At 58.8% G+C, this 23517-nt stretch carries 22 protein-coding genes and 1 tRNA gene; 5 read left to right on the forward strand and 18 right to left on the reverse strand.

Features of this window, described 5'->3' with window-relative positions; translation table 11 throughout:
- Window position 1: 1 nt before the first annotated feature.
- The 8 genes from alr to rnr all read right to left on the reverse strand — a co-directional run bounded on the left by alr (window position 2) and on the right by rnr (window position 8263).
- Window positions 2–1099: an alanine racemase gene (gene alr / locus HLUCCO03_RS14660; protein WP_027831135.1), complete on the reverse strand. Its 1098-nt coding sequence runs from the start codon at window positions 1097–1099 to the stop codon at window positions 2–4.
- A complete protein-coding gene (gene dnaB / locus HLUCCO03_RS14665) occupies window positions 1099–2496 on the reverse strand; it encodes a replicative DNA helicase (RefSeq protein ID WP_027831134.1) in 1398 nt (465 codons plus the stop codon). Before dnaB ends, alr begins: the two co-directional genes overlap by 1 nt.
- 184 nt (window positions 2497–2680) lie before the next feature.
- Window positions 2681–3127 carry a 50S ribosomal protein L9 gene (rplI, locus tag HLUCCO03_RS14670; RefSeq protein ID WP_027831133.1) on the reverse strand — a complete coding sequence of 149 codons (447 nt, stop codon included), beginning with the start codon at window positions 3125–3127 and terminating at the stop codon, window positions 2681–2683.
- Window positions 3128–3147: 20 nt separating this feature from the next.
- The gene (locus HLUCCO03_RS14675; RefSeq protein ID WP_027831132.1) at window positions 3148–4014 is read right to left on the reverse strand and encodes a hypothetical protein; all 867 of its coding nucleotides are present in this window, start codon (window positions 4012–4014) and stop codon (window positions 3148–3150) included.
- A 27-nt stretch (window positions 4015–4041) separates the two neighbouring features.
- Entirely contained in the window at window positions 4042–4272 is a 231-nt protein-coding gene (gene rpsR, locus HLUCCO03_RS14680; RefSeq protein ID WP_007154918.1) for a 30S ribosomal protein S18, read from the reverse strand.
- A 29-nt stretch (window positions 4273–4301) separates the two neighbouring features.
- Window positions 4302–4718 (reverse strand): 30S ribosomal protein S6, encoded by a 417-nt coding sequence (gene rpsF, locus HLUCCO03_RS14685; RefSeq protein WP_027831131.1) that lies wholly within the window; start codon window positions 4716–4718, stop codon window positions 4302–4304.
- Window positions 4719–4897: 179 nt separating this feature from the next.
- Complete coding sequence (gene rlmB / locus HLUCCO03_RS14690; RefSeq protein ID WP_027831130.1) at window positions 4898–5635, reverse strand: 23S rRNA (guanosine(2251)-2'-O)-methyltransferase RlmB; 738 nt, start codon at window positions 5633–5635, stop codon at window positions 4898–4900.
- 3 nt (window positions 5636–5638) lie between these two features.
- Complete coding sequence (gene rnr / locus HLUCCO03_RS14695) at window positions 5639–8263, reverse strand: ribonuclease R (RefSeq protein ID WP_027831129.1); 2625 nt, start codon at window positions 8261–8263, stop codon at window positions 5639–5641.
- A gap of 25 nt (window positions 8264–8288) precedes the next feature.
- Between rnr and HLUCCO03_RS14700 the strand changes: the two genes are divergently transcribed.
- A complete protein-coding gene (locus HLUCCO03_RS14700; protein ID WP_155939885.1) occupies window positions 8289–8429 on the forward strand; it encodes a hypothetical protein in 141 nt (46 codons plus the stop codon).
- A gap of 106 nt (window positions 8430–8535) precedes the next feature.
- A tRNA-Leu gene (locus HLUCCO03_RS14705) sits at window positions 8536–8622 on the forward strand.
- A gap of 121 nt (window positions 8623–8743) precedes the next feature.
- Here the strand turns inward: HLUCCO03_RS14705 and HLUCCO03_RS14710 are convergent.
- The 4 genes from HLUCCO03_RS14710 to mpl all read right to left on the reverse strand — a co-directional run bounded on the left by HLUCCO03_RS14710 (window position 8744) and on the right by mpl (window position 14120).
- Window positions 8744–10624, reverse strand: coding sequence for a hypothetical protein (locus HLUCCO03_RS14710; protein WP_027831128.1), 1881 nt, complete (start codon window positions 10622–10624; stop codon window positions 8744–8746).
- A gap of 152 nt (window positions 10625–10776) precedes the next feature.
- Window positions 10777–11922: an acyl-CoA dehydrogenase family protein gene (locus tag HLUCCO03_RS14715; RefSeq protein ID WP_027831127.1), complete on the reverse strand. Its 1146-nt coding sequence runs from the start codon at window positions 11920–11922 to the stop codon at window positions 10777–10779.
- A 118-nt stretch (window positions 11923–12040) separates the two neighbouring features.
- Entirely contained in the window at window positions 12041–12688 is a 648-nt protein-coding gene (locus HLUCCO03_RS14720; RefSeq protein ID WP_027831126.1) for a flavin prenyltransferase UbiX, read from the reverse strand.
- A gap of 37 nt (window positions 12689–12725) precedes the next feature.
- The gene (gene mpl / locus HLUCCO03_RS14725) at window positions 12726–14120 is read right to left on the reverse strand and encodes a UDP-N-acetylmuramate:L-alanyl-gamma-D-glutamyl-meso-diaminopimelate ligase (protein WP_027831125.1); all 1395 of its coding nucleotides are present in this window, start codon (window positions 14118–14120) and stop codon (window positions 12726–12728) included.
- Between the two features lie 154 nt (window positions 14121–14274).
- Here mpl and HLUCCO03_RS14730 point away from each other — a divergent pair, with 154 nt between their 5' ends.
- Entirely contained in the window at window positions 14275–15537 is a 1263-nt protein-coding gene (locus HLUCCO03_RS14730; protein ID WP_027831124.1) for a 6-phosphofructokinase, read from the forward strand.
- An 83-nt stretch (window positions 15538–15620) separates the two neighbouring features.
- Here HLUCCO03_RS14730 and HLUCCO03_RS14735 read toward each other — a convergent pair whose 3' ends face one another.
- Together HLUCCO03_RS14735 and HLUCCO03_RS14740 are read right to left on the reverse strand one after the other, a co-directional pair.
- On the reverse strand, window positions 15621–15872 hold the full coding sequence (locus HLUCCO03_RS14735; RefSeq protein WP_027831123.1) for a GrxA family glutaredoxin: 252 nt from the start codon (window positions 15870–15872) through the stop codon (window positions 15621–15623).
- A 162-nt stretch (window positions 15873–16034) separates the two neighbouring features.
- Window positions 16035–18161, reverse strand: a complete 2127-nt coding sequence (locus HLUCCO03_RS14740; RefSeq protein WP_027831122.1) for a methyl-accepting chemotaxis protein — start codon at window positions 18159–18161, stop codon at window positions 16035–16037.
- Between the two features lie 103 nt (window positions 18162–18264).
- Here HLUCCO03_RS14740 and HLUCCO03_RS14745 point away from each other — a divergent pair, with 103 nt between their 5' ends.
- Complete coding sequence (locus HLUCCO03_RS14745; RefSeq protein WP_027831121.1) at window positions 18265–18705, forward strand: YqaA family protein; 441 nt, start codon at window positions 18265–18267, stop codon at window positions 18703–18705.
- Here the strand turns inward: HLUCCO03_RS14745 and HLUCCO03_RS14750 are convergent.
- Window positions 18648–20090 carry an AarF/ABC1/UbiB kinase family protein gene (locus tag HLUCCO03_RS14750; RefSeq protein ID WP_027831120.1) on the reverse strand — a complete coding sequence of 481 codons (1443 nt, stop codon included), beginning with the start codon at window positions 20088–20090 and terminating at the stop codon, window positions 18648–18650. The genes HLUCCO03_RS14745 and HLUCCO03_RS14750 overlap by 58 nt on opposite strands.
- 259 nt (window positions 20091–20349) lie before the next feature.
- Here HLUCCO03_RS14750 and HLUCCO03_RS14755 point away from each other — a divergent pair, with 259 nt between their 5' ends.
- Window positions 20350–21423: a GGDEF domain-containing protein gene (locus tag HLUCCO03_RS14755; RefSeq protein ID WP_027831119.1), complete on the forward strand. Its 1074-nt coding sequence runs from the start codon at window positions 20350–20352 to the stop codon at window positions 21421–21423.
- Here HLUCCO03_RS14755 and lipB read toward each other — a convergent pair.
- The 3 genes from lipB to HLUCCO03_RS14770 are packed head-to-tail and all read right to left on the reverse strand — an operon-like array spanning window position 21420 to window position 23512.
- Window positions 21420–22052, reverse strand: a complete 633-nt coding sequence (lipB, locus tag HLUCCO03_RS14760) for a lipoyl(octanoyl) transferase LipB (RefSeq protein ID WP_027831118.1) — start codon at window positions 22050–22052, stop codon at window positions 21420–21422. The genes HLUCCO03_RS14755 and lipB overlap by 4 nt on opposite strands.
- A gap of 4 nt (window positions 22053–22056) precedes the next feature.
- Window positions 22057–22326, reverse strand: a complete 270-nt coding sequence (locus tag HLUCCO03_RS14765; protein ID WP_027831117.1) for a DUF493 domain-containing protein — start codon at window positions 22324–22326, stop codon at window positions 22057–22059.
- A gap of 19 nt (window positions 22327–22345) precedes the next feature.
- A complete protein-coding gene (locus HLUCCO03_RS14770; protein ID WP_027831116.1) occupies window positions 22346–23512 on the reverse strand; it encodes a D-alanyl-D-alanine carboxypeptidase family protein in 1167 nt (388 codons plus the stop codon).
- Between the last annotated feature and the right edge of the window lie 5 nt (window positions 23513–23517).

Raw genomic sequence — 23517 nt, forward strand, 5'->3', positions numbered from 1 at the left:
CCTACTCCACGGGATCGCTGTCGTTGCCATACAGCCTGGGCACCCGGGCTGTAACGCCGGTAAGCAGCTCGTAGGCAATAGTGCCGGCGTGCCGTGCCACTTCATCGACACTCACGTGCCTGCCCCAGAGCTCCACGGTATCGCCTTCAGAGGCCGCCGGAGCGTTGGTCAGGTCCACCGCCAGCATGTCCATGGACACCCGGCCAATCAGGCGTATGCGATTACCTGCCACCCAGGCCGGAGTATCCGTGCCGGCGTGGCGGGGATAGCCGTCGCCATAGCCGATGGCCACGATCCCCATCCGGGTGTCCTGTTCCGCTATCCAGCTGCAGCCATAGCCCACCGCCTCGCCGGGCCTGAGGGTGCGCACGGCTGTCAGCGGCGCTTCCAGTGACATTACCGGCTTCAGGCCGAGTTGCGGCCCCGTCTTCTCCAGCATGGGAGAAGCGCCGTAAAGCATGATGCCGGGGCGGCTCCAGTCAAACATTGGCTGCCCGGGCAGGAAATGGGCAGCGGAATTGGCTGCGCTTTTTTCCAGTAACGGCCAGTCAACCACGGCCTCGGCAAACCGGCGGGTCTGCTCATCGGTAAAGCCGCTGGCGGCATCGTCCGCGCAGGCAAAGTGGGTCACGAAACCAGTCACCTTTTGCGCCAGGCCCCGGCTTCCCAGCCGTGCCATGATCGACCCAAGCATCCCTGGAGGAAAGCCCAGCCGGTTCATGCCGGTGTTTACCTTGAGCCAGAGCGCCGGCACCTGCTCGCACTGCGCCAGCCAGTCCAGCTGGTAGTCACTGTGCAGCACCACCTCAAAACCTTCACGGGCACAGATGCCCACGTCATCAGCACAATGCATGCCCTGCAGCAGAACCACCGGATGATTGACACCGGCCTCACGTATGGCCAGGGCTTCTTCGAGACAGGCAACGGCAAACTTCGGTGCCTCGTCCGCCAGCGCTGTTGCCACTTCACCTATACCATGGCCGTAGCCATCAGCCTTGATAACCGCCATGACCCGGGCCTGGCCGGCCAGGCGGCAGGCCAGGCGATAGTTGTGGCGAAGTGCCTCGGTATCAATGCGGGCGAGGGTTTTCCGCGGCATCAATAATCCCCGCCGTAGTCACCGTGGGCCAGGTCCTCAAACTTGGTGTACTTGCCGATAAAGGCCAGGCGAACCGTACCAATGGGACCATTACGCTGCTTGCCGATAATGATCTCGGCAATGCCCTTGTCGGAAGTATCCTCGTTATAGACCTCGTCTCGGTAGACGAACATGATCACGTCGGCGTCCTGCTCGATGGCGCCGGATTCCCGCAGGTCCGAGTTTACAGGCCGTTTGTTGGGGCGCTGCTCGAGGCTACGGTTAAGCTGTGACAGTGCCACCACCGGACAACTGAGTTCCTTCGCCAGCCCCTTCAGGGACCGGGAGATTTCAGATATCTCGGCGGTACGGCCTTCGGTATTGCCCGGCACCCGCATCAGCTGCAGGTAATCCACCATGATCAGGCCCAGCTGGCCGTCATTCTCCCGGGCGATACGGCGGGCCCGGGATCTCATTTCCGTCGGGCTCAGGCCGGGTGTGTCATCAATATAAAGCGGTTTGTCCTTCAGCAGGCTGACGGCGGACGTCAGCCTGGGCCAGTCATCCTCCTCCAGCTTGCCGCTGCGGATCCGGCTCTGGTCGATACGCCCCAGTGACGACAGCATACGCATGACCAGCGCATCCGCGGGCATCTCCATGCTGAACACCAGAATCGGCGCCCCGGTGCTGATCAGGGCGTTCTCGACAATGTTCATGGCAAAGGTGGTCTTACCCATGGATGGACGGCCCGCCACAATCAACAGATCCGCCGGCTGCATGCCTGACGTCCATTCATCCAGGTCCTTGAAGCCGGTGGTCAGGCCCGTGGTGGTTTCGCCGGATTCAAACAGTTCCTCAATCCTGCTGAGCGCCTTGGTCAGTATCGGATTGATGGTCTGGGGACCGGTCCCCTCCTTGACCCTGGATTCCGCAATCTTGAAAACATTACGCTCCGCCTCATCAAGCACTTCACTGCTGGTGCGCCCGAGTGGATTGAACGCGGAGTCTGTTATGGCGCCGGACACCTCCACCAGCTGGCGAAGTATGGAACGCTCCCGGACAATTTCCGCGTAGGCCCGGATATTGGCGGCGCCCGGCGTCTTCTCGGCCAGTTCCGCCAGGTAGGACAGGCCGCCGGCGTCTTCAATATCCCCGGCTCTCTCCAGAAACTCGGTCAGCGTTACGACATCCAGGGGCTCACTCTCACTGGCAAGACGCTCGGCAGCCCCGAAGATAAGGCGGTGGTCCTGCCGGTAAAAATCCACAGCAGAGATAATTTCAGCGATTTCATCAAAGCGGCGGTTATCCAGCATCAGGCCACCAAGAACCGCCTGCTCGGCTTCCACGGAGTGAGGCGGAACCTTGATACGGCTGGTTTCAGGGTCGCTGTTTACCGGTTTGAAATTCGGGTTGGCCATGGAAACATCTTCATCTGGGCATCACATCCGCAACATTTTACGGGGATTGTCGATGCGATGGGAGAGCTAGGGTAACGACAAATCATACACCACAAAGCAACAGGCCCGGAATCCACCAAAGCGGATTCCGGGCCTGTATGGCTACCGACGGGCTGAAGCCCGGCGTTACCGCATGAGGAGCAATTTACTCGGCAACAACGGCCAGGTTAATCACAACGCTCACGTCGGAGTGCAGCTGAAGCTCGATCTCGTACTCGCCAACCACACGCAGCGGGCCTTCCGGCAGACGAACTTCACTTTTCTCGACTTCTGTACCGGCAGCGGTAATTGCATCAGCAATGTCGCGCACGCCGATAGAGCCAAACAGCTTGCCTTCTTCACCAGCCTTGGACGTGATGGTGACAGACGCACCTTCCAGAGCCTCGGCACGAGCCTGGGCGGCAGACAGCTTCTCGGCTGCTGCTTTTTCCAGCTCTGCACGGCGCTCTTCGAAGGCCTTCAGGTTGTCGGCAGTTGCCGGAACAGCCTTGCCATAGGGCAGCAGAAAATTACGACCGTAACCGGCCTTGACCTTGACCTTGTCACCAAGTGAACCAAGGTTTGCTACTTTTTCGAGCAGAATAACTTCCATCTCGTTAACCTCTTCGTGCTTTATTCAGCCGGGCCGGAGGGCTTTATTCGTCTCCGGATATCCAGCCAGCTATCCACAAAAGCCAGAACTACCAACAGAATCATCAGGGTTGGACCAAGCAGTACCAGCGCCAGATAGAACATGATCAGCCACTGACCGCTCAGGTTTTTACGACCCACAACGCCATGAACCAGGGCCAGGGCTGCCAGAATCAGCGGCAAGCCTCCCGCCCAGCCCAGCAGCATGGAATTCAGCCCGAGAACGGGCCCTGCCAACATGGTAATCACACAGATAACCGCGATTGCCGGTGACAGCCGAAGCGAGTGGAACTCGGTCCGGAATCCGCCCGGGTTATACAACCCGGCCTGCCAGGATCTCGCCAGCATGGTCATACCCACTCCGATTACCAGGTAGGTACCGGCCATGCTCGCGTTCATGGTCTGCCGAATGACTGTTTCCAGCCTGTCGCCAAGACTGCTTGCGACTTCGGCGTTGTACTCTTCGTAAAACCTGACCCCGGTCTGCACCAGATCGTTCAAAAGATCCGGATACAGCAGGGGCAGCATCATGCCTGTCACAATACCCAGGAAACTGCCTGCCAGGAGCGCTTTCTCCCAGGACAGGGTCGTTCGCAGAATGGAGGCAATCAACATTACCTGAAGCAATACCGCCAGTGCTGTCGGGTCCTGCCCGAACCAGCTCCAGCCCAGTGCCGGAAGCAATGCCCAGAGGCCGATGTTAAGCCCCTGGCTAATACCCAGCCTGAGAATGACCAGGCCAACTACCGCTGCACCAATCCAGAACAACAGGGGTATCGCAGTGGTAACTGCCGCAACCCCGCCTGCCTGCAGAGGACCGCGCATTACAAACTGTGCCAGTGCACGCATGGTCCCGGGTCCTGTTTATTCTGTTACTTAGTTATCGTGGCTGTCCGAATACGGCAGCAGTGCCAGGTAGCGGGCACGCTTGATAGCGGTAGCCAGCTGACGCTGATAGCGTGCCTTGGTGCCGGTGATACGGCTGGGCACGATTTTGCCGGTCTCAGTGATGTAACCTTTCAGGGTGTCCAGATCCTTGTAATCGATCTCTTTGACACCTTCTGCCGTGAAGCGGCAGAACTTACGACGTCTGAAAAAACGAGCCATAACTTAACTCCTCAACTCCGGTGATGGTTTTACTCTTCTTCGTCCTGGGTTTCAGCCTGCTGACGGGACTCGTCAGATTCAGCTGAACGACGCGGACGATCATCGCCGCCACGACGATCTTCACGGGACTCGGAAGCTTTCATCGGGGACAGGTCCGTATCGGCACCATCGCGGCGCAGGATCATGTCGCGGATGATGGCATCGTTGAAACGGAAGTTGTGAGTCAGCTCGTCCATCGCGGCCTGTGAACATTCAACGTTCATCAGCACGTAGTGAGCCTTGTGAATCTTGTTGATCGGGTAAGCCAGGTGACGACGGCCCCAATCTTCCAGGCGATGTACCTTGCCGCCATCTTCATTGATGACACCGGTATAACGCTCGATCATCGCGGGCACCTGCTCGCTCTGATCCGGGTGTACCATAAATACGATTTCGTAGTGACGCATGAGTTCTCCCTACGGTTTAAACAGCCTCCAGCAAAGCACAGAAACAGACCGGGCCAATGCAGGAAGCAAGGAGGTGGCAGACACAGCTGCCGGCTTCTGGTATCCGATGCCCCGATTTCAGGCAATACAGAACCGCCCCCTGAAAAAGGGGGTCACGTATTCTAGGCGTGTGGAGGGCACTATGCAAGCCGCTGGCGCAAAGCTTCGTAGAGGCAAACACCGGTGGCGACGGAAACGTTGAGACTGTCCACGTGGCCCAGCATGGGAATGTTGATCAGCAGGTCACAATGCTCGCGGGTCAGCCGCCGCATACCCTTGCCTTCGGCACCCATCACCAGCGCGACCGGGCCGGTAAAGTCCGCCTGGTAAAGGGTACTGTCTGCCTCGCCTGCAGTGCCGATCAGCCAGACACCATCATCCCTGATGGTTCGCATGAACCTTGCAAGATTTGTCACCCGCACCAGTGGCACTGTTTCCGCAGCCCCGCAGGCGACTTTGCGAACCGTTGGAGACAATGACGCGGACTTGTCTTTCGGCACCACCACAGCCTGCACGCCTACTGCATCGGCGGTGCGCAGGCAGGCCCCCAGATTGTGGGGATCAGTGACGCCGTCCAGAATCAACAGAAACGGAGGCTTGCCAGAAGCGGCCAGCATGGCGAACAGATCGTCCTCGCTCCATTCGCGGCTTTCGGACACGGCGGCCACAATGCCCTGGTGAACCCCGGCAACCCGCTGATCCAGCTCCTTCCGGTGCACCACCTGCCAGCGCACCCCCAGCTCGTTCAGCGCATCAGTAACGGTTTTAACCCGGCGATCTTCCCGGCCGGTCTGGATCCAGACCTGCTGCAACCGTTCCGGCTCACGCTTGAGAACGGCTTCAACCGCATGCCAGCCAAAAATAAACTCTTCAGACACGGCTTATTTTCCTGACTTGCGAGGCTTTCGTTTCTTGTCGGCTCCGGCAGCCTTGCCCGTTGCCTTCTTGCCCTTACCCTTGCCGAGGGCCAGCTTGGCGGCTTCCGCCACCAGCTTGTCACGGGCTGACAACTCACCATCATCCTCGAATGTGGGTACCGCCTCCCCGGAGCCCTGGGACTTGCCGGCTGACTTCGGCGCTGAACCTTTCCGGCGACGGGGCTTTGCCGGTGCATCCGCGGTGTTGTCGCGGCCACCCCTATCCCCTTTATCCCGGGCACTCCTGGACCCTCGTCCAGCAGCGGCTTTTCCACCCTTGCCCCTGCCTTTACCCTTGTCTCTGGGTTCGCGCTTGGTGATTTCCAGGGCATCCCGGTCCGCTTGGCGGTGCTGGGGATCACTCACCAGCTCAAGATCAATCTTGCGGTCTTCCATGCCCACCCGCACCACTTTCACCCGGACATCGTCACCCAGGCGGAAACTCATGGCGGTACGCTCGCCAATCAGGCGGTGCTTGGCGGAGTCATGATGGAAATAGTCACCGCTCAGCGTCGATACATGGACAAGCCCTTCGATATAAACCCCGGACAGCTCCACGAAGAAACCGAATGGTACGACCGCGGCAATAACGCCATCGTACTCCTCGCCGACATGATCCTTCAGGTACTCACACTTGAGCCACGCCATGACATCGCGCGTGGCATCGTCGGCCCGGCGCTCGGTCATCGAGCAGTGCTCACCCAGCTGATGCATACGGGGTGTATCGTAGGGGTAATCCGCAAGCTCCGGGTCCCGTTTTGGCGGAACAACCACATCCTTGCTGCCTTCCTCGCCATGCACCACGGACTTGATACCACGGTGCACGATCAGGTCCGGATAGCGGCGGATCGGCGATGTGAAATGGGCATAGCTGGAAAAGCCAAGGCCAAAATGACCGCCCTCATCAGGGCTGTACACCGCCTGACTGAGAGAGCGCAGCATCACGGTCTGGATTACGTTGGCGTCAGAGCGGTCGGAAATGCTGGACAACAGCTCCTGGTAATCTGCCGAGGTCGGCTTGTCGCCACCGCCCAGCTGCAGGCCCAGCTCGCTGAGAAACAACCGCACTGCATTAAGACGCTCTTCCGAGGGGCCGTCGTGAACGCGATACAGCGACGGCACCTTGTGCTTCTTGAGGAAACGCGCGGTGGCGACGTTGGCCGCCAGCATGCATTCCTCGACAATCTTGTGGGCATCGTTGCGCTGGACCGGAACAATTTCCTCGATCTTGCGGTTTGCATCGAACACCACCTTGGTTTCCGTGGTCTCAAAATCGATGGCACCCCGCTCGGTTCTGGCCTTGCGCAGCAACTTGTAGAGGTTGTAGAGATTATGCAGGTGCGGCAGAACGTGAGCGTACTGCTCCGACAGCCGGTACCCCGGCTCGGAATCCGGCCGCTCCAGCATGTCGCTGACCTTGTTGTAGGTCAGCCGCGCATGGCTGTGCATCACCGCCTGATAGAAGGTGTAACCACTGATGGCCCCGGCAGCGCTGATGGTCATGTCTGCCACCATACACAGCCGGTCCACGCCCGGGTTCAGTGAACACAGGCCGTTGGACAGCTTTTCCGGCAGCATCGGCACCACATGGTCGGGGAAATACACCGAATTGCCACGATTGATCGCCTCCTCATCCAGGGGAGTCCCGGGGCGTACGTAGTGGGACACATCCGCTATGGCCACCAGCAGGCGATACCCCCCGCGCGGACGGGGCTCGCAATAAATAGCGTCGTCAAAATCACGGGCGGATTCGTCATCAATGGTCACCAGGCGCAGGTTGCGGATGTCCACCCGGTTCTGCTTGTCTTTCTCGGTGACTTCCTCGGGAATGCCCGCCGCCTGCTCACCCACTGCCGGCGGCCAGCTGTGGGGGATGTCATAGGAGCGGATGGCAACGTCGATCTCCATGCCCGGTGCCATATGCTCGCCCAGCACTTCGACCACCTTGCCGGTGGGCTGGGTACGCACGGTGGGCTGGCGCAGGATGTCCACAACAACGTACTGGCCGTGGCGCGCGCCGTTAATATGTTCGGCGGGGATCAGAACCTCGTGGTTGATGCGGGCATTTTCAGGCACCACGAAGGAGATGCCGCTTTCCTGGAACAGGCGACCAACGGTCTGGTGGGTACGGTATTCCAGCACCTCGACAATCACACCCTCGCGGCGGCCACGGTCGTCCACCCGGTCTACCCGCGCCGCGACCCGGTCGCCATGAAAAACCTGGCGCATCTGGCGGGCCGTCAGGAACAGATCCGAGCCGCCATCATCCGGAACCAGAAACCCGAACCCGTCCTTGTGCCCTGTCACCCGCCCCGTTACCAGGTCAGCCTCTTCAATGGGCAGATAGGCTCCACGGCGGTTACAGATCAGCTGCCCGTCGCGACACATGGCGATCAGCCGCCGGCGCAGGGCCTCTATGCCCTCTTCAGAGTTCTGCCCCAGTTCCTCGCACAGGGTTTCATGAGTGGCCGGCGCGCCCCGCTCTTTCAGGTGATCGAGAATAAACTCGCGGCTCTGGATCGGGTTGTCGTATTTGCTGGCCTCACGCTGGGCGTAAGGGTCATTATCTGTCTTTTTCCTGGAAACCATTCGTATCCTTAATTCCGACTTCCCCATGGAAACCGGTCGTTATTTTGCATTTGCCGGAGAGTATAACGCCGCCAGCGGCTGCCTGCCTAACCGGCGAACAAAAATAGGTGCAAAAACCGGCATTGGCCGGCAAAAAATATTTGACAGCGTTTTTCCGAATGATTAAAGTACGCGCCATCGGTTGACGGCATTGCCTGTCGCCGGGGCAGAAATACCGGAAATTCAACAAGCTAACGCTTTTGAATCCCCACCGGAGAGACTGCAAATCACCTGCCGAGGTGGTGAAATTGGTAGACACGCTAGCTTCAGGTGCTAGTGGGGGCAACCCCGTGGAGGTTCAAGTCCTCTCCTCGGCACCACTTCCTCCCTCAGGAAGTGTTGAATTACTGTTAAATTTCCGAAATCCAGATACGCACATGTCGCAGCCTTTCCTTGGCCTTGATGCGACAACTCCCCGGTGTTACCCGAGGAGTCTCCGGCCTACTCCACCAGCCCTGTAAGATATTCGGAAAGCCGCTGATAGGTGTAGTCGACCCTGGCATAAGCTGCAGAGGGCATCCTTTCAAACACCCTGCCACAGTCCCGGCTGCCGCCATATTCGTTCAGAAAGGCGGTGGCGATCAGGTTGGGCTGGTCCTCCACATAATCATTCGAGGCTTCAGAGGGGTAGTAGAATGCCCAGTCGAAACCGTCAGGGTTGTCGACGCCCAGGGTCTCGTCCTGAAAACCGAACCGGAGCAGACGCCCCCGCTCATCGCGGTCATCAAACTCCAGCGCCAGGGAATCAAACCCGTCCGGCTGCGTGATAGAGCCTGATACGGTAAATGGCTGCCTGGCGGATACCACCAGTGGAGCATCGCGGTCATCTTCTTCAATTGTGCTCTCGCAGTCGTCCATGCTGCCCAAAGTTACAACCTCTTCCTGATCCTCTTCCCCCTCAACGCTGACGGTGCGAGTGAAGCCGAAAAAGGGGTCGCGATGCTCGTCTTCATCGGGCTCCAGCACTGAAAGGTTGTCAGGTTCCAGCACTTCAGTCTTCCCGTCTGAGGTTGCGGTCACAGACTGAACCTTTGCATCAGCCACGTCCCACTCATAGGTTATATCCGCGGGACCGCCCAGCTCCGTGGAGGAGGGCCCGAGTTCCGGATGGCAGGTGGTGGCACTTTCAAACGTTGCCTCACCCTTCTGCCAGTCAAATACCAGGCGCTCGTCGGCCCCTTCATCTTTGTAGAATATGGCACTCTGCTCGGACAGGGAGATGCCCGGGATCCACTGAATACCGGTATCGGCAATCTTTCCTCCTGCTGCGACCAGGCGGGCAATTTCTCTCAGCGACGGCTTCATGCAACCGTGCGCCGTAACAGACTTCACCCGGCCATCTTCCGAGTAATCGAATACCAGCTCCGCCGAAACGCTCAGGTTGGACATGGATGCCGGCAGGCCACCTTCATCCTCACTCTGTGCCAGCACCGTTTGCCGCTCAAGTATCACAGGATCCTCCAGCTCAATAGGCACTTCCGGCAAACCCAGGTCGTCAACATCGACGTTCTCGTAGTTACCCTGGGGCGCGGCTTCGTCAACCGCCTTGACCACGTCCAGCGCGTTCCGGACAAAAGATACGCCCAGCAAATAAGCCGCCTCCTTGCTCAAATACCACTCCAGACCGTCGCTATCGCGCAATTGTTCAGCAGTGCTCTCCGGAAACTGACTCCCCAGAAAGCGGGCGAACGCACGGGCATAGGCATGGGCCCGGTGGTCTCCGGATTTTACGTAGTCGCTGACCAGGTTCACATTCCCCAGCGCATCGGACAACTCGTTAGTCGTGGCGGTCAGATCCTGCACACCGATTACCCGGCGCTGGCGCACCAATGTGCTGAGCGGTGTGACATTACGAACGCCCGGAGGTGCGCTGAGGATGTAGGCGACGTCCACATCCACCTCGCCGATACGGGTTTGTTCCAGCGTCTGGCCGGGGAGAGTGACCGCAAACAGCGGATAATCCCGCGGATCAATGTCGGGTGATACCAGGGGATCCTGCACCAGCTCGGAGATGTCGAGGGCAAACTTGCCATCTTCGCCGGTCATGGCCGTGGGTTCGCCATTTTCAAGGGTAATTTCCGTGCCGGAGCTGTTCTCAATGGTCATCGGCCCCGCGGTGTACTGGCCGTCGCCGTCCATATCCAGCCAGACGCGGGCATTGCGCAGATAGCCGTCAATCACGCGCCCGGTATAGGGTGCCGGCTCACTGAAGTTTTCAGCGTCAAAATCGCGGCCGTCCACCGGTGACTCGTCGGATTCCTCACCGCAACCGGCCAGGGCAAGCGTAAACAGGGTAACTGAAATGGGGAGCAGGCGTTTCATTGCGGCAACCATTATCCTTGTTAGAGGTTGTGCCGCTACTTTAGGGGATGTTCACCCGGGGAACCTTGATAGGTTTGGCAATTTGTAAACTTTGGTAACGAAAACGCGTGGACGGGAACCCCCGTCCACGCGCCATCGAAACACGGCGCGGCTCAGAACGAGCGTGCAACGATCTCTTTCATGATCTCGTTGGTGCCGGCATAGATGCGCTGCACCCGGGAGTCGGCCCAGGCCCGGGCAATGGGGTATTCCCACATATAGCCATAGCCACCGTGAAGCTGGACGCATTCGTCCATGACCTTACATTGCAGGTCGGTGGTGTGCTGTTTCAGCATGGCGGCGGTGGGGATATCCAGTTTCTTTTCCAGGTGCAGCTCCAGGCAACGGTCACAGAACACCCGGGCTGCGGTGATCTCCGCTTTCATCTCCGCCATCTTGAAGCGGGTGTTCTGGAACGCGATCACCGGCTTGCCAAAGGCCTTGCGTTCCTTGACGTAATCCAGGGTCCATTGCCAGGCGGCTTCTGCTGCGGCGACCGCGGTCAGCGCCACCTGCAAACGCTCGGCGGGCAGCTCCGACATCAACTGGAAAAAGCCCTGGCCTTCCATGGAGCCCAGCAGTTTGTCGGCCGGCACCTTCACATCCTGAAAGAACAGCTCGGAGGTATCCTGGGCCTTCATCCCCACCTTGTTCAGGTTCTGGCCTTTCTCGAAACCTTCCCAGGCGCTTTCCACCAGCAGAAGACTGGTGCCCTTGGCGCCTTCTTTCGGATCCGTCTTGGCCACCACAATCACCAGATCCGCCAGCTGGCCATTGGTGATAAACGTTTTGGAGCCATTGAGCACGTAGTGGTCGCCGGTGTCGCTCTTCACCGCCGTGGTTTTTACCCCCTGGAGATCGGAGCCGGCGCCAGGCTCGGTCATGGCGATGGCACCGATCATCTCCCCCGTGGCCAGTTTCGGCAGGTAATACTGTTTCTGCTCTTCGGAGCCATAGTTGAGGATATAGGGGGCAACAATGTCCGAATGCAGAGTCCAGCCGATGCCGGACAGGCCGGCCCGGGATACCTCTTCCATGATCACCGCGCTGTAACGGAAATCCGCACCTACCCCGCCATACTCTTCCGGCATGGTGGGGCAGAGAAAGCCAAGCTCCCCGGCCTTGGTCCACAGCTCGCGGCTGACCTGGCCGTCCTTTTCCCATTGTTCGTGGTACGGCGCTGCTTCCTGCTGCAGAAACTTGCGGACGGAATCCCGGAAACCTTCAAGGTCGGCATCGAAGAGTGTGCGTGGAATCATGGTGAACCTCGGTGAATGACTGTCTTGTGGTTGTCGTTCACCAAGTCTCGGGGGAGCGGGGTTTTCGCTCAATGATGAAAAACATCAATCGGGCTGGCCAAAACCATCGCCGGGCAGATCAGTCGGAGTGCTTCGCTTTCAGCCGTTCCTCGCCCCAGCGGGGCACCAGCGCCTGGGGCAGCCCCAGGTGATCCAGCAACCGGGCGACGATAAAATCCACCAGATCATTTACCGACTGCGGCTGGTGATAGAAGCCGGGGCTGGCCGGCATGATGACCGCACCCATGCGGGTCAGGCGCAGCATGTTTTCCAGGTGAACCTCGGAATACGGGGCTTCCCGGGGTACCAGAATCAGTTGCCGGCGCTCCTTCAGGGCGACATCACCGGCACGCTCAATGAGGTTATTGCTGGCCCCGGTAGCCAGCGCGGAAAGGGTGCCGGTACTGCACGGACAAATCACCAGCGGCGCTTTCTCACCGGATCCGGAAGCCGGCGGCGAAAACCAGTCTTCCCGCCCGAATACCAGCACCTGCCCCGGATCGGCGCCGGCATAACTGGCAAGCGCTTCCTGCATGGCGGGGGTGTTTCCTGGCAGCTTCAGCTCTGTTTCAGTAGCAATGACCACCTGGGCGGCCTTGCTGACCATCACATGCACCCGGCAGCCTGCGGCTACCAGGCACTGGAGCAGGCGCAGGCCATACTGTGCGCCGGAGGCGCCGGTAAAAGCCAGATTGATCACCCGCTGGTTTTCTGATGCTGCTGTCATGCTGAGGTTTCCCGATTGGCTGGAGGCAAGCGCCCTGTCAGCCGGTTTTACGTTCAAGTTCCGCGATCAGCTTCTGATGAATGCCACCAAACCCACCATTGCTCATGATGACAATATGGCAGGGGCCAGACACCTGTTCCAGAACCCGGCCAATCAGGGCATCAACGGTGGACTCCACGCAGTGCCGCCCCGGCGCTTCCGTGGTGGCGTTGTGGCCTTCGATCAACGCGGGCAGCCAGTCCATCTGATTCAGGTTGGCCCAGATCACCCGGTCGGCCGCTGCCGCGCTGGGCAGCAGGGTTTGCTTGTGTACCCCCTGCTGCATGGTATTGGAACGGGGCTCGATCAGGGCAAGGATCGTCTCCTCCCCCACCTTGTTGCGCAACCCTTCAAGGGTGGTGGTAATGGCGGTGGGGTGATGGGCAAAGTCGTCGTAGACATGAACACCGTCGATCTCCGCCAGCAACTCCATCCTGCGTTTGACCCCGGAAAACCGGCACAGAGCGGCAACCGCATGGTCCGGCGTCACCCCCACATGGCGAGCCGCAGCGATGGCGGCCAGGGCGTTACGGACATTGTGCAGCCCGGTCTGCGACCAGCTTACCGTGGCAACCGGCTGCTCGTGGTGAACCACCATGAAGCGGCTGCCATCCTCTGCCAGTAACTCGGCACGCCAATCCGCCATGTAGGGCACTTCACTACCCACCGATGTAGCCTGGACGGGACTCCAGCAGCCCAGTTCCAGGGCCCGGTCGAGATGGGTGTCCAGTGCCGGGCGTATGATCAGCCCCCGGGAAGGAACGGTTCGGACCAGATGGTGAAACTGGCGCTCGATAGCCTCCACATTGTCGAAAATATCGGCGTGATCGAACTCCAGGTTGTTGAGGATCAGGGTGTGTGGCCTGTAGTGAATGAACTTCGAGCGCTTGTCAAAAAAGGCGCTGTCGTATTCATCCGCTTCAATCACAAAGAAGTCGCTGTTTCCCAGCCGGGCTGACACCGGGAAATCGTTGGGCACGCCACCCACCAGATAGCCGGCCTCGAAGCCCGCCTGCTCCAGGATCCAGAGCAGCATCGCGGTTGTGGTGGTTTTGCCGTGGGTGCCGGCCACTGCCAGCACCCAGCGATGGCGCAGTACCTCCCGGGCCAGCCATTCCGGACCGGACATGTAGTCGATATTCTGGTTCAGTACCGATTCCACCTCCGGATTCCCTCGGGACATGGCGTTACCAATCAGTACCAGGTCTGGCCGGGGCTTGAGGTTGTCAGGATGGTAACCTTCCATCAGGCCGATACCCTGGGCTTCCAGCTGTGTGCTCATAGGTGGATAGACCCCCTGATCGGAGCCGGTCACGGTGTGCCCGAGTTCCCTGGCCAGCACAGCCAGGCTGCCCATGAAGGTGCCACAGATTCCCAGGATATGAATATGCATTCGGTTATCGACCTCTTGGATGAAACCTGCAAAGCGTCCCGTATAGAGCACAGGTCGTCAAGCGTTCCTTACGACGTTTGATGCCATGAAAAAAAACAGCGATTGGCGTATCATCTGCCGCAATCGATGAAACTGCAGGAGGCACCAGCCGGAAATGGCCACCAGAAACGCATTCTATGCCCAGTCAGGCGGTGTGACCGCCGTCATTAACGCCAGTGCCTGCGGGGTCATTCAGACCGCCCGCAAGTACCCGGACCGGATCGGAAAGGTCTACGCCGGGCGCAATGGTATTATCGGCGCACTGAAAGAAGAACTGATCGATACCAGCCTGGAAACAGACGACGAGATCCAGGCCCTGATCCACACCCCCGGCGGTGCGTTCGGGTCCTGTCGCCACAAGCTGAAAAATTTCTCCGAGAACAGGCGGGAATACGAGCGGCTGATCGAAGTGTTCCGCGCCCATGATATCGGCTATTTCTTCTACAATGGCGGCGGAGACTCCCAGGATACCGCCTACAAGGTATCGCAGCTTGCCGAAAAGATGGGCTATCCGATTACCTGCATCGGCATTCCCAAAACGGTCGACAACGACCTGCCCTTTACCGACTGCTGCCCCGGCTTTGGCTCTGTGGCCAAGTACATTGCCACATCTACCCTGGAAGCCAGCCTGGACATCCGTTCCATGTGCGAAACTTCCACCAAGGTATTCATCCTTGAAGTCATGGGGCGCCATGCCGGCTGGATTGCGGCATCGGGCGGCCTTGCCGGCAAGGGAGAGGGCGAGCCTCCCCACGTTATTCTGTTCCCGGAAGTTCCGTTCGAGCGGGAGCGCTTTCTTGAGCGGGTGGATTTCTGCGTCAAGGAATACGGTTATTGCGTGGTGGTCGCCTCCGAAGGCGCCCAGTACGAAGACGGCCGCTTCCTGGCGGACGCCGGCGCCAAGGATGCCTTCGGCCATACCCAGCTTGGTGGCGTAGCCCCTGCCCTGGCCAACATGGTGCGCCAGGCCCTGGGCCACAAGTACCACTGGGCGGTTGCCGACTACCTTCAACGCAGCGCCCGCCATATCGCCTCCGCCACGGATGTCGAGCAGGCCTACAAGGTTGGCGAGGTAGCCGTGGAGATGGCCATGGCCGGCAAACAGGCGCTGATGCCCACGATTGTCCGTGAACAGTCACGGCCCTATCGCTGGCATATTGGCGAGGCGCCTCTGGCAGACGTTGCCAACCAGGAAAAGAAAATGCCGATCCACTTCATTACCGATGACGGCTACGGCATCACCCAGGATTGCCGCGACTACCTGGAGCCGTTGATTTACGGTGAGAGCTTCCCGCCCTTCGATAATGGCCTGCCACGCGTGGCGAAGCTGAAAAACCAGTTGATTGAAAAGAAACTGAAGGCCGACTTCCAGCTCTGACCGGCCTGCCGGCACAACCAGCAGGCAACAAAAAGGGGCGCTGCCGGATTATCCGGGGCGCCCCTTTTTTTCTGGATTGGAGCTCAGCCGGCGAAGGTGCCAGCCCTTTCCAGGTATTCGGAAAAGTGATCAAAGCCGCCTACATGCTCCTGGCCCACGAAAATCTGTGGAACCGTATAAACCGGCTTGCCAATGGTTTTCGAAAGGTCTTCCTTGCTGATCCCCTCTTCAACGATGTCGACGTAGCGATAGGGAAGATCGTTAATTTCGCAAAGCTGCCTTGCACGCGTACAGAAACCACAGGAAGCGCGGCCAAAAATAGTGACTTGCTCCATAATTCAACTCCTGGTCCGGAAAATAGGCGGGCCATCACAGCCTCGGATAAGCGCCATTATGATCGCATGTTTGGCGAAAAATAAAATTGATGGGCTGAATGATACCGATAGCAACAGACGATATACCCTCTGCTGACGCTTATCCTTCCAGCCCGGGCCTGATCAGGTCTTGAGGCGGCTCAGCTCGGAATCCAGCGTGCGCACCTGCTCATCCAGAGTTCGCCCGCTGCTGCTGACCCGTTGCGAGAGAGCCCGCAGATCATTGGCGGCATCGCCGATACGGGTGAGGTTCTGGTTGATTTCTTCGCTGACGCTGCTCTGCTCCTCTGCCGCTGTCGCCACATGGGTCACATGCTCCACGATCGTTGCGATACGCTCGACCACCGAAGCCAGTGAGTGGTCTGCCTCACGGGTACCATCAACCGCCCGGGTTGCCCGGTCAACACCACTCTGGATCACATTGACCGCACCATTCACGTCCGCTTGCAGGCCATCAATCATCTGGCTGATTTCGTCCGTCGATTCACGGGTGCGGGAAGCAAGGGTTCTGACCTCGTCCGCCACAACGGCAAAACCCCGGCCCTGTTCCCCGGCCCGGGCCGCTTCGATAGCGGCGTTCAGGGCCAGCAGGTTGGTCTGCTCGGCAATACCACGGATGACTTCAAGAATGCGGTTGATATCCTCACTGCGGGTGGCCACATGTCCGATAGCGGTGCTGGCCTCGTCCATATCCCCGGCCAGCGCACTGACACCATCCAGGGCTGCAGTCAGTGTATCCTGGGTGAAGCGGATACCGTCCTGGGCCATCTGGGCGTTTTCCGCGGCTTCCCCCGCAAACCCTGCAACTTCGCCCGCGGCTGCTGACATCTCGTTCATGGCGGTGACAACGCTCTCGATATCCTGGTGCTGACGCTCGGTCTGGTCGTCGGTTTCTCCGGCAATCGCGCCCACATCGGCGGCCTGCTGGCTGACCTGGCTGTTGACCTCTTTCAGGTCATTGATCATTTCCCGCAGCCGGCCGAGGAAGCGATTGAAGCCGCCGGCGAGCTCTATCAGTTCCTGATGGGTGTCGATATCCAGCTCCCGGGTCAGATCACCCTCCGCGCTGGCCAGATTTTTCATGCGGTCGCGAATCTCATTGAGTGGCCTGGTGACCGACCTCACCAGCACCACCAGCACCAGAATCGCGACAATCGATACCAGCACACCCACCATGGTCTGCCGCCCTGCGGTGGCATCGACCTCGCTGGACAGCAGTCCGGTAATCTCGGCCACATCCGCAAGGGCTATGTCACGGGGCAGCTCTATCAGCAGCGACCATTCGGTATCCGGCAGGGCAATTTCGATGGGGTACGACACCGCCAGGGTTTGCCCGTCGTCGTAGGTGCCATCGCCACGGTGCAGGGATGTGTATTCATCGGCCTGTTCCGGCAGCGCATCCGACAGTGGCCGGCCCAGGTGCTCGCCGTAGTGGCTGGAGGCAGCAATCAGCCCCTTGTTACTGAGCAGGGTAACCCGGGACTCACCATCATAAAGCTCCCGGCTGACCCTCTGGACGGTTTCCTGCAGCGTCGACAGGTTGATATCAACCCCGGCCACACCCGCGAACTCGTCGCCCCTGAGGATGGGCACCACCAGGCTGGTCATCAGCTCGGAATAGCCCTCCTCGATTTCATATTCGTAGGGTTCCATGATGCAGGGCTTCCCGGAATCTCTGGAGCACAGGTACCATTCCGCCTCGCGAATTCCGAACTCGTTACGCTCGTCCAGATACTTGGTGGCGGGGTCTTCGGTGCGGCTGAACCTTACATCTCCCTCCGGTGTACGGTAGTAATAGATCTCCAGCGTGCCTTCATCACTGCTGTGCTCTTCCACGCCGTCTGTGAAGTAACGGTCCTGGCCATCATAGGCATCGGGCTCGAACTGGGCGTAGATGGAACTCAGGCTGTTCTGCTCCTCCAGTATTGCCCCGATGGTTTCCTGCAGGTCGATACGGCTGATACGCCCGGAGCTGTCGGCCTGGATATTACGGCTAACCACATTGCGGACAACTTCCGGCGTCCGGTAGGCTGTTGCAAACAGGCCGCTGACCAACTCGCCATACTGGCCTGCGGTGGCGCTCAGACGTTCGATGGCCATATCCTGAACGGTTTCACGGGTTTCGGAGGTAATTCTCTGTTCCATCTGCCCCAGGGACAGCTGCGCGGTCACGACGATACTGATTCCCATAACCAGCAGCAGGGTGATAACAAGGGCGTAAAGCTTGAAGCGAAGGGACAGCTTTTTCATCGGTACGACAACCTGTCTTGATACGGAAGTACATTTTCAGCGTAGTGCCCCTGGAGGCTCCGGCGCCATTCGGGCTTGACGGTATTCATTTCGAGGAGTCACATTGGCCTATCTAACCCTTTTCATGACCGCTCTGGCCGCCGCAACACTGCTGCCGGCCTACTCCGAATTACTGCTCGGCGGTATGGTCACGCAAGGCTATTCCCTGTGGTGGATCTGGTTCTGGGCCACCGCAGGTAATACCGCCGGCTCGGTGATTAATGGGGTTATCGGCAGGCAGGTAGATCGCTTTAAGCACAAACGCTGGTTTCCCATCACTGAAATCCAGCTGGAGAAAGCCCGGGTTCGCTTCAATCGCTATGGCCAGTGGTCCCTGCTCATGGGGTGGTTGCCCATTGGTGGCGACGCCCTGACCCTGGTGGGGGGCATTATGCGCGTCCCCTGGCTCAACTTCGTGGTGCTGGTGGGTATCGGAAAGGGTATACGCTACGCCTTTGTTATCTGGCTGGTACTGGAGGCGTCCGGAGCCCCCGGGTCGCCATAGAGGTATTCACGCAGCAGGTCCTCGCCGTTGAACTCGGCGTTGAGTACAGCAATAAAGGTGTACACACCGATCAACTTGCGGTTGAGAAAGACAAATTCCTTCGGCGGCACCTTGAAGTAACGGCTGATGGCAGACTTCGCCGCCTGGCGGGCAACCCGGGATGGCAGATCGCTCTGTTTCCAGCGGTACTGCCCCTTGTCGTTGATGGCATACTCCGGCCATGCACTCCGGTCCCCCGATAGAGGCTCGAGCACGGACATACAGACCGAACCGAACTTTTCCAACACATCCGTTGGCCATTCCCGGCTCATGAAGCGGAGCTTCACGCCACCATCAATGACCGCCTCAAGGTCTCCCTCGTAGGAGGCCCGGATCATCTGGATAACCGGATCAAGAAACGTTGCCGAATAGGCCTGCACCGCACCAAAGTCCAGCAACACGATCTGATCATGCTCGTTGTCGGCGCCACTTTCACCGGCAATACGGATGCGATAGTTGCCGAAGTTCGGATCCGTCTGGATTTCTCCCCAGACAAACAGCTCCCTGAAAAACAGTTCCAGCGCAGCGCGGCCCAGCTCACTACGGCGTTCCAGGGGCAACTCCCTGACCGCCACTGAACTCACGGAATGCCCGCGTTCGTAGGTAGAGGCAATCACATGGGCCGTGCAATATTCTTCCAGGACGCGGGGCACCACAAAACGGGGATCACCCGACAACATCTGCCGGAATTTCTCCGTGGTGGTGGCCTCAAGGCGATAGTCCACTTCCCGGTGCATCATGTCCCGCACTTCTTCCAGCCAGTCGTTGAACTCCGGGCCAAAAGAAACCAGCCGCGCAACCCTGAGCAATTGGGCAACCGAATTCAGGTCACTGTCGACTGCCTCGTCGACACCCGGATACTGGACCTTCAGCACCAGCTCCAGCCCGTCACTTCGCCGCCGTGCCCGATGAACCTGCCCCAGGGAAGCGGCACCGATCGGATCGGGGTCCACCTCCAGTTCTGCCAGCCGCCGGGTACCCAGCTCGTCTTTCAGCACCCTCTCAATGGACGGCCATTCCAGCCAGGTGGTCTGGTCCTCGAGGGTGTGCAGCGCTTCGGTCACTTCTTCCGGCAGGAAGTGCTCGCCATACAGGGCCATCACCTGTCCGATTTTGACCACGCTACCTTTGAGCTTGCCAAGTTCGTCCACCAGGAATTCAGCCTGGCTGGACAGCATGGCGCGATGCCTGGCATCCCGCTTGTCCTTGCTGCCAAACCAGTTGGTGGCCATGTGGGAAGCCATCCGCGTACCGGCAAAGAGTCCGGCCCTTGTAAGGGAGAGCCGGCGCTCGAAGCTTCCGGTCTTTATACGTGCGACGGAGGTGCTTTTGGGTCTGGATGCCATCAAAAACCTGCCCGGTTCAGTAATTGTCAGCGTTATCGGCCTTTATACGCATTATACGGATACCTCCTCACTCAAACCTAACCCACGCGCCGTCAAAACCGTGACGTTGAGGCCAATGCAAACGCTTTCCCTCATGTTTACTCATGAAAAGGGCTAGCGGTTTACGTTTTTACACAGATCCTTTGATTAAAGGCGTTTAGTATGGAAACGCGGACTGCAGACGTACCGCTGATGACCAAAACAACAACAGATCCCTGAAATGACACAAGCTACCAGCAGAACACCGGACACCGAACTGTCGCAGTTCCGGGTAAAAGGTGAAATCCCTGTTCCCATGCTGATCGGGCGCCTCACACTGGCGGCCATACCAATCCTTTTGCTATTTACGTGGCGCTCTCTGGAACGCGGGCTCACCGGGTCTGCCGCGATCCTGGTCATTTTCGCGGTGCTGCTCAGCCTGAACGGTATTGCCTATCTTGCCAGCCATAACAGCACGCTACAGCGTCGCGGATTCATTACGATTATTACGGTGCTGTTTACCTACCTGGCTGTCAATGCGGTAGAAGATGGCTCCGCCATTATCTGGCTGTTTGCCTACCCGCCCATCATCTTCTACATCAGCGAGGCGAGAGTGGGCGTGATCGCCTGTGCCGGCGGGCTGGCCGCGGTAGCGGCTCTGTTCAGCCCGCTGGGTGACATGGTGTTCGATTCTCCCTACAGTACCAGTTTCCGGCTGACCATGCTGGCGGTGCTCGGCTTTGAAATGTCCACCTGCTATGTCCTGGATCAGAGCCGGCGGCGCAGCAAACTTGGATTGCTCAAACTGGCCGCCGAGTTCGAGTATGCCGCCAAACACGATGCACTGACAGGGCTGGCCAACAGGCGCGAGGCCCATGAGCAGCTGGAGGCGGAATATCAGCGCTATCTTCGTAACCGGCGCCCGTTTTCAGTCCTGCTGATGGACATTGATCTGTTCAAGTCTGTTAACGACTCCTATGGCCATCATGTCGGCGATCAGGCCATCATCATGGTCGCGCGCACACTACAGGAACAAAGCAGGAAAGTGGACACCCTGTCTCGCTGGGGTGGTGAGGAATACCTGGTACTTTTACCTGAAACCGACACATCTGATGCCGTCCAGACTGCCAACAGGATACGCCAGAAAATTGCCTCGACACCGGTGAATGCCGATGGCCACAGCATCAACACCACCATCAGCATCGGCGTTGCGACAATCGAGGGGTCGGAGTCTGTTGACCGTTTGCTGCAGCGGGCGGACGAGGCCCTCTACCGTGCGAAATCCGGAGGTCGCAACCAGGTGTGTGAGTACTAGGAAACTCTGCGAACAGTGTCGTGGCCCAGACTGGCGGCAAGTTCTCCGGACAGAACGCGGGTCACCTCGCCGATGCCTGTCCCGGGAGCGAAGTCACTGACCTGGCACATGCGCATGCCGGCGTAGCCACAGGGATTGATGCGATGAAACGGCTCCATATCCATTGCCACATTCAGCGCCAGACCATGAAAAGAGCAGCCGCGCTTCACTCGCAGGCCGAGAGACGCGATTTTCGCGTCATCAACATACACACCCGGCGCATCCGGCCGTGGTGCGGCATTTATTCCGAACTCCGCCAGGGTCTGAACAATGGATTTCTCAATCACATCCACCAGCGTTCGTACTCCAAGCCGATGCCGGGTCAGGTCGATCATCAGATAGACCACCAGTTGCCCGGGGCCGTGGTAAGTAACCTGGCCGCCCCGGTCAACCTGTATGACCGGAATATCACCCGGAGCAAGAATGTGTTCGGCCTTTCCTGCCTGCCCCTGGGTGTACACCCGTGGATGCTCCAGCAACCAGATTTCATCGGGAGTTGAAGCATCTCTTCCGGCGGTGAACGCCTTCATCGCCTCCCAGGTTTCCAGGTATGGCTGCTCGCCGAGCGTACGAACAATCAATTCGTCCATCAGTTCACAACACCATGTGCACCCGGCCACTGTCTTTGAGCTCTTCGAACAGTGCCTTGAGCTGCGGCTCGCCAGTGGCAACAATGGTCAGGTTCACTGAAGAGAAACGGCCCCCCCTGCTCTCCCTGACAAAGACATCTTTCTCGGAAATTCCGGGCGCGTGCTGTTCCACAACGGCCACCACAAACTCAACGAAATCGGGAGCGGAGTCCCCGATCACCTTGATGGTGTAGTCACAGGGAAACTCGATTTTGGGTGCCTTTGGCTCACTCATCGCAGAATTCTCCCGGCCGTTACTCAAATAACTGCATGAAGAACAGCTTGATGGCGTCCCAGATGCGCTTGAACAATCCTCCTTCTGGCACATCACTGAGGGCAAGCACCGGCAGATCAACCACCACGTCATCGTCCAGCTTCACGGTTACCTGTCCCAGTTCATCTCCTTTGGCCACCGGTGCCTTGATTACCGAGTCCAGCTCCACGGTGGAGTCCAGAGAGTCGCGGGAGCCTCTCGGAATGGTGACGTGAACGTCCTCCATAAGGCCAACGGAGAGCTTGTCGCTCTCACCACCCCAGATCCTTGCCTCCAGCAACTCCTGGCCGTCGCGGAAAAGGCGTTCTGTCTGGTAGTAACGGAAGCCGTAGTTCAGCATTTTCTGAACTTCCTGGGCACGGGCAGCCGAACTGTCGGTACCCATTACCACGGCGATCATGCGGGTATCATTACGCTTGGCCGATGCTACCAGGCAGTAGCCCGCTTCTTCAGTGTGGCCTGTTTTCAGGCCGTCAACGCTGTTGTCGCGCCACAGCAGGCTGTTTCGGTTTGGCTGTCGTATGTTATTGAAAGTGAAATGTTTCTCCGCATACAACGGATAGTTTTCCGGGTAATCGTTGATGATGGCCTTGGCCAGCAGTGCCAGGTCGTACGCGGTCGAAAAGTTATCGGGTGATGGCAGGCCGGTGGCATTGGCAAAACTGGTATCGTCCATGCCCAGGATTTCCGCCTGCTGGTTCATGATATCGACGAAGGCGTCCTCGCTGCCGGCAACGAACTCGGCCAGGGCAACAGACGCGTCGTTACCCGACTGGATAATGATTCCCTTCAGCAGGTCCTCCACGGATACCTGGGTGCCTTCCTGCACGAACGTGCGCGACCCTTCAGTGCGCCATGCGTCTTCGCTGATGGGAACCATGTCCGACATGGATATCCGGCCCTCATCCAGCTCACGCTCGACGATATAGGCTGTCATCATCTTGGTCAGGCTTGCCGGAGGCAGGCGCTCATTACTGTTTGACTCCATGATGATGCGCCCGGAAAGCGGGTCCATCAGAATGTAGGAGCTCGCTGCTATCTGGGGCGGCGAGGGAATCAGCACAGACTGCGCCATGACCGGCGTTGCCACCGTCAGGGCGAGAAGGATAACAGCGGTAAAGGCGCGTAACAGGTTGTTTATTGCCATGGGTC

This window comes from Marinobacter sp. HL-58, from assembly GCF_001314605.1.
GTDB lineage: Bacteria > Pseudomonadota > Gammaproteobacteria > Pseudomonadales > Oleiphilaceae > Marinobacter.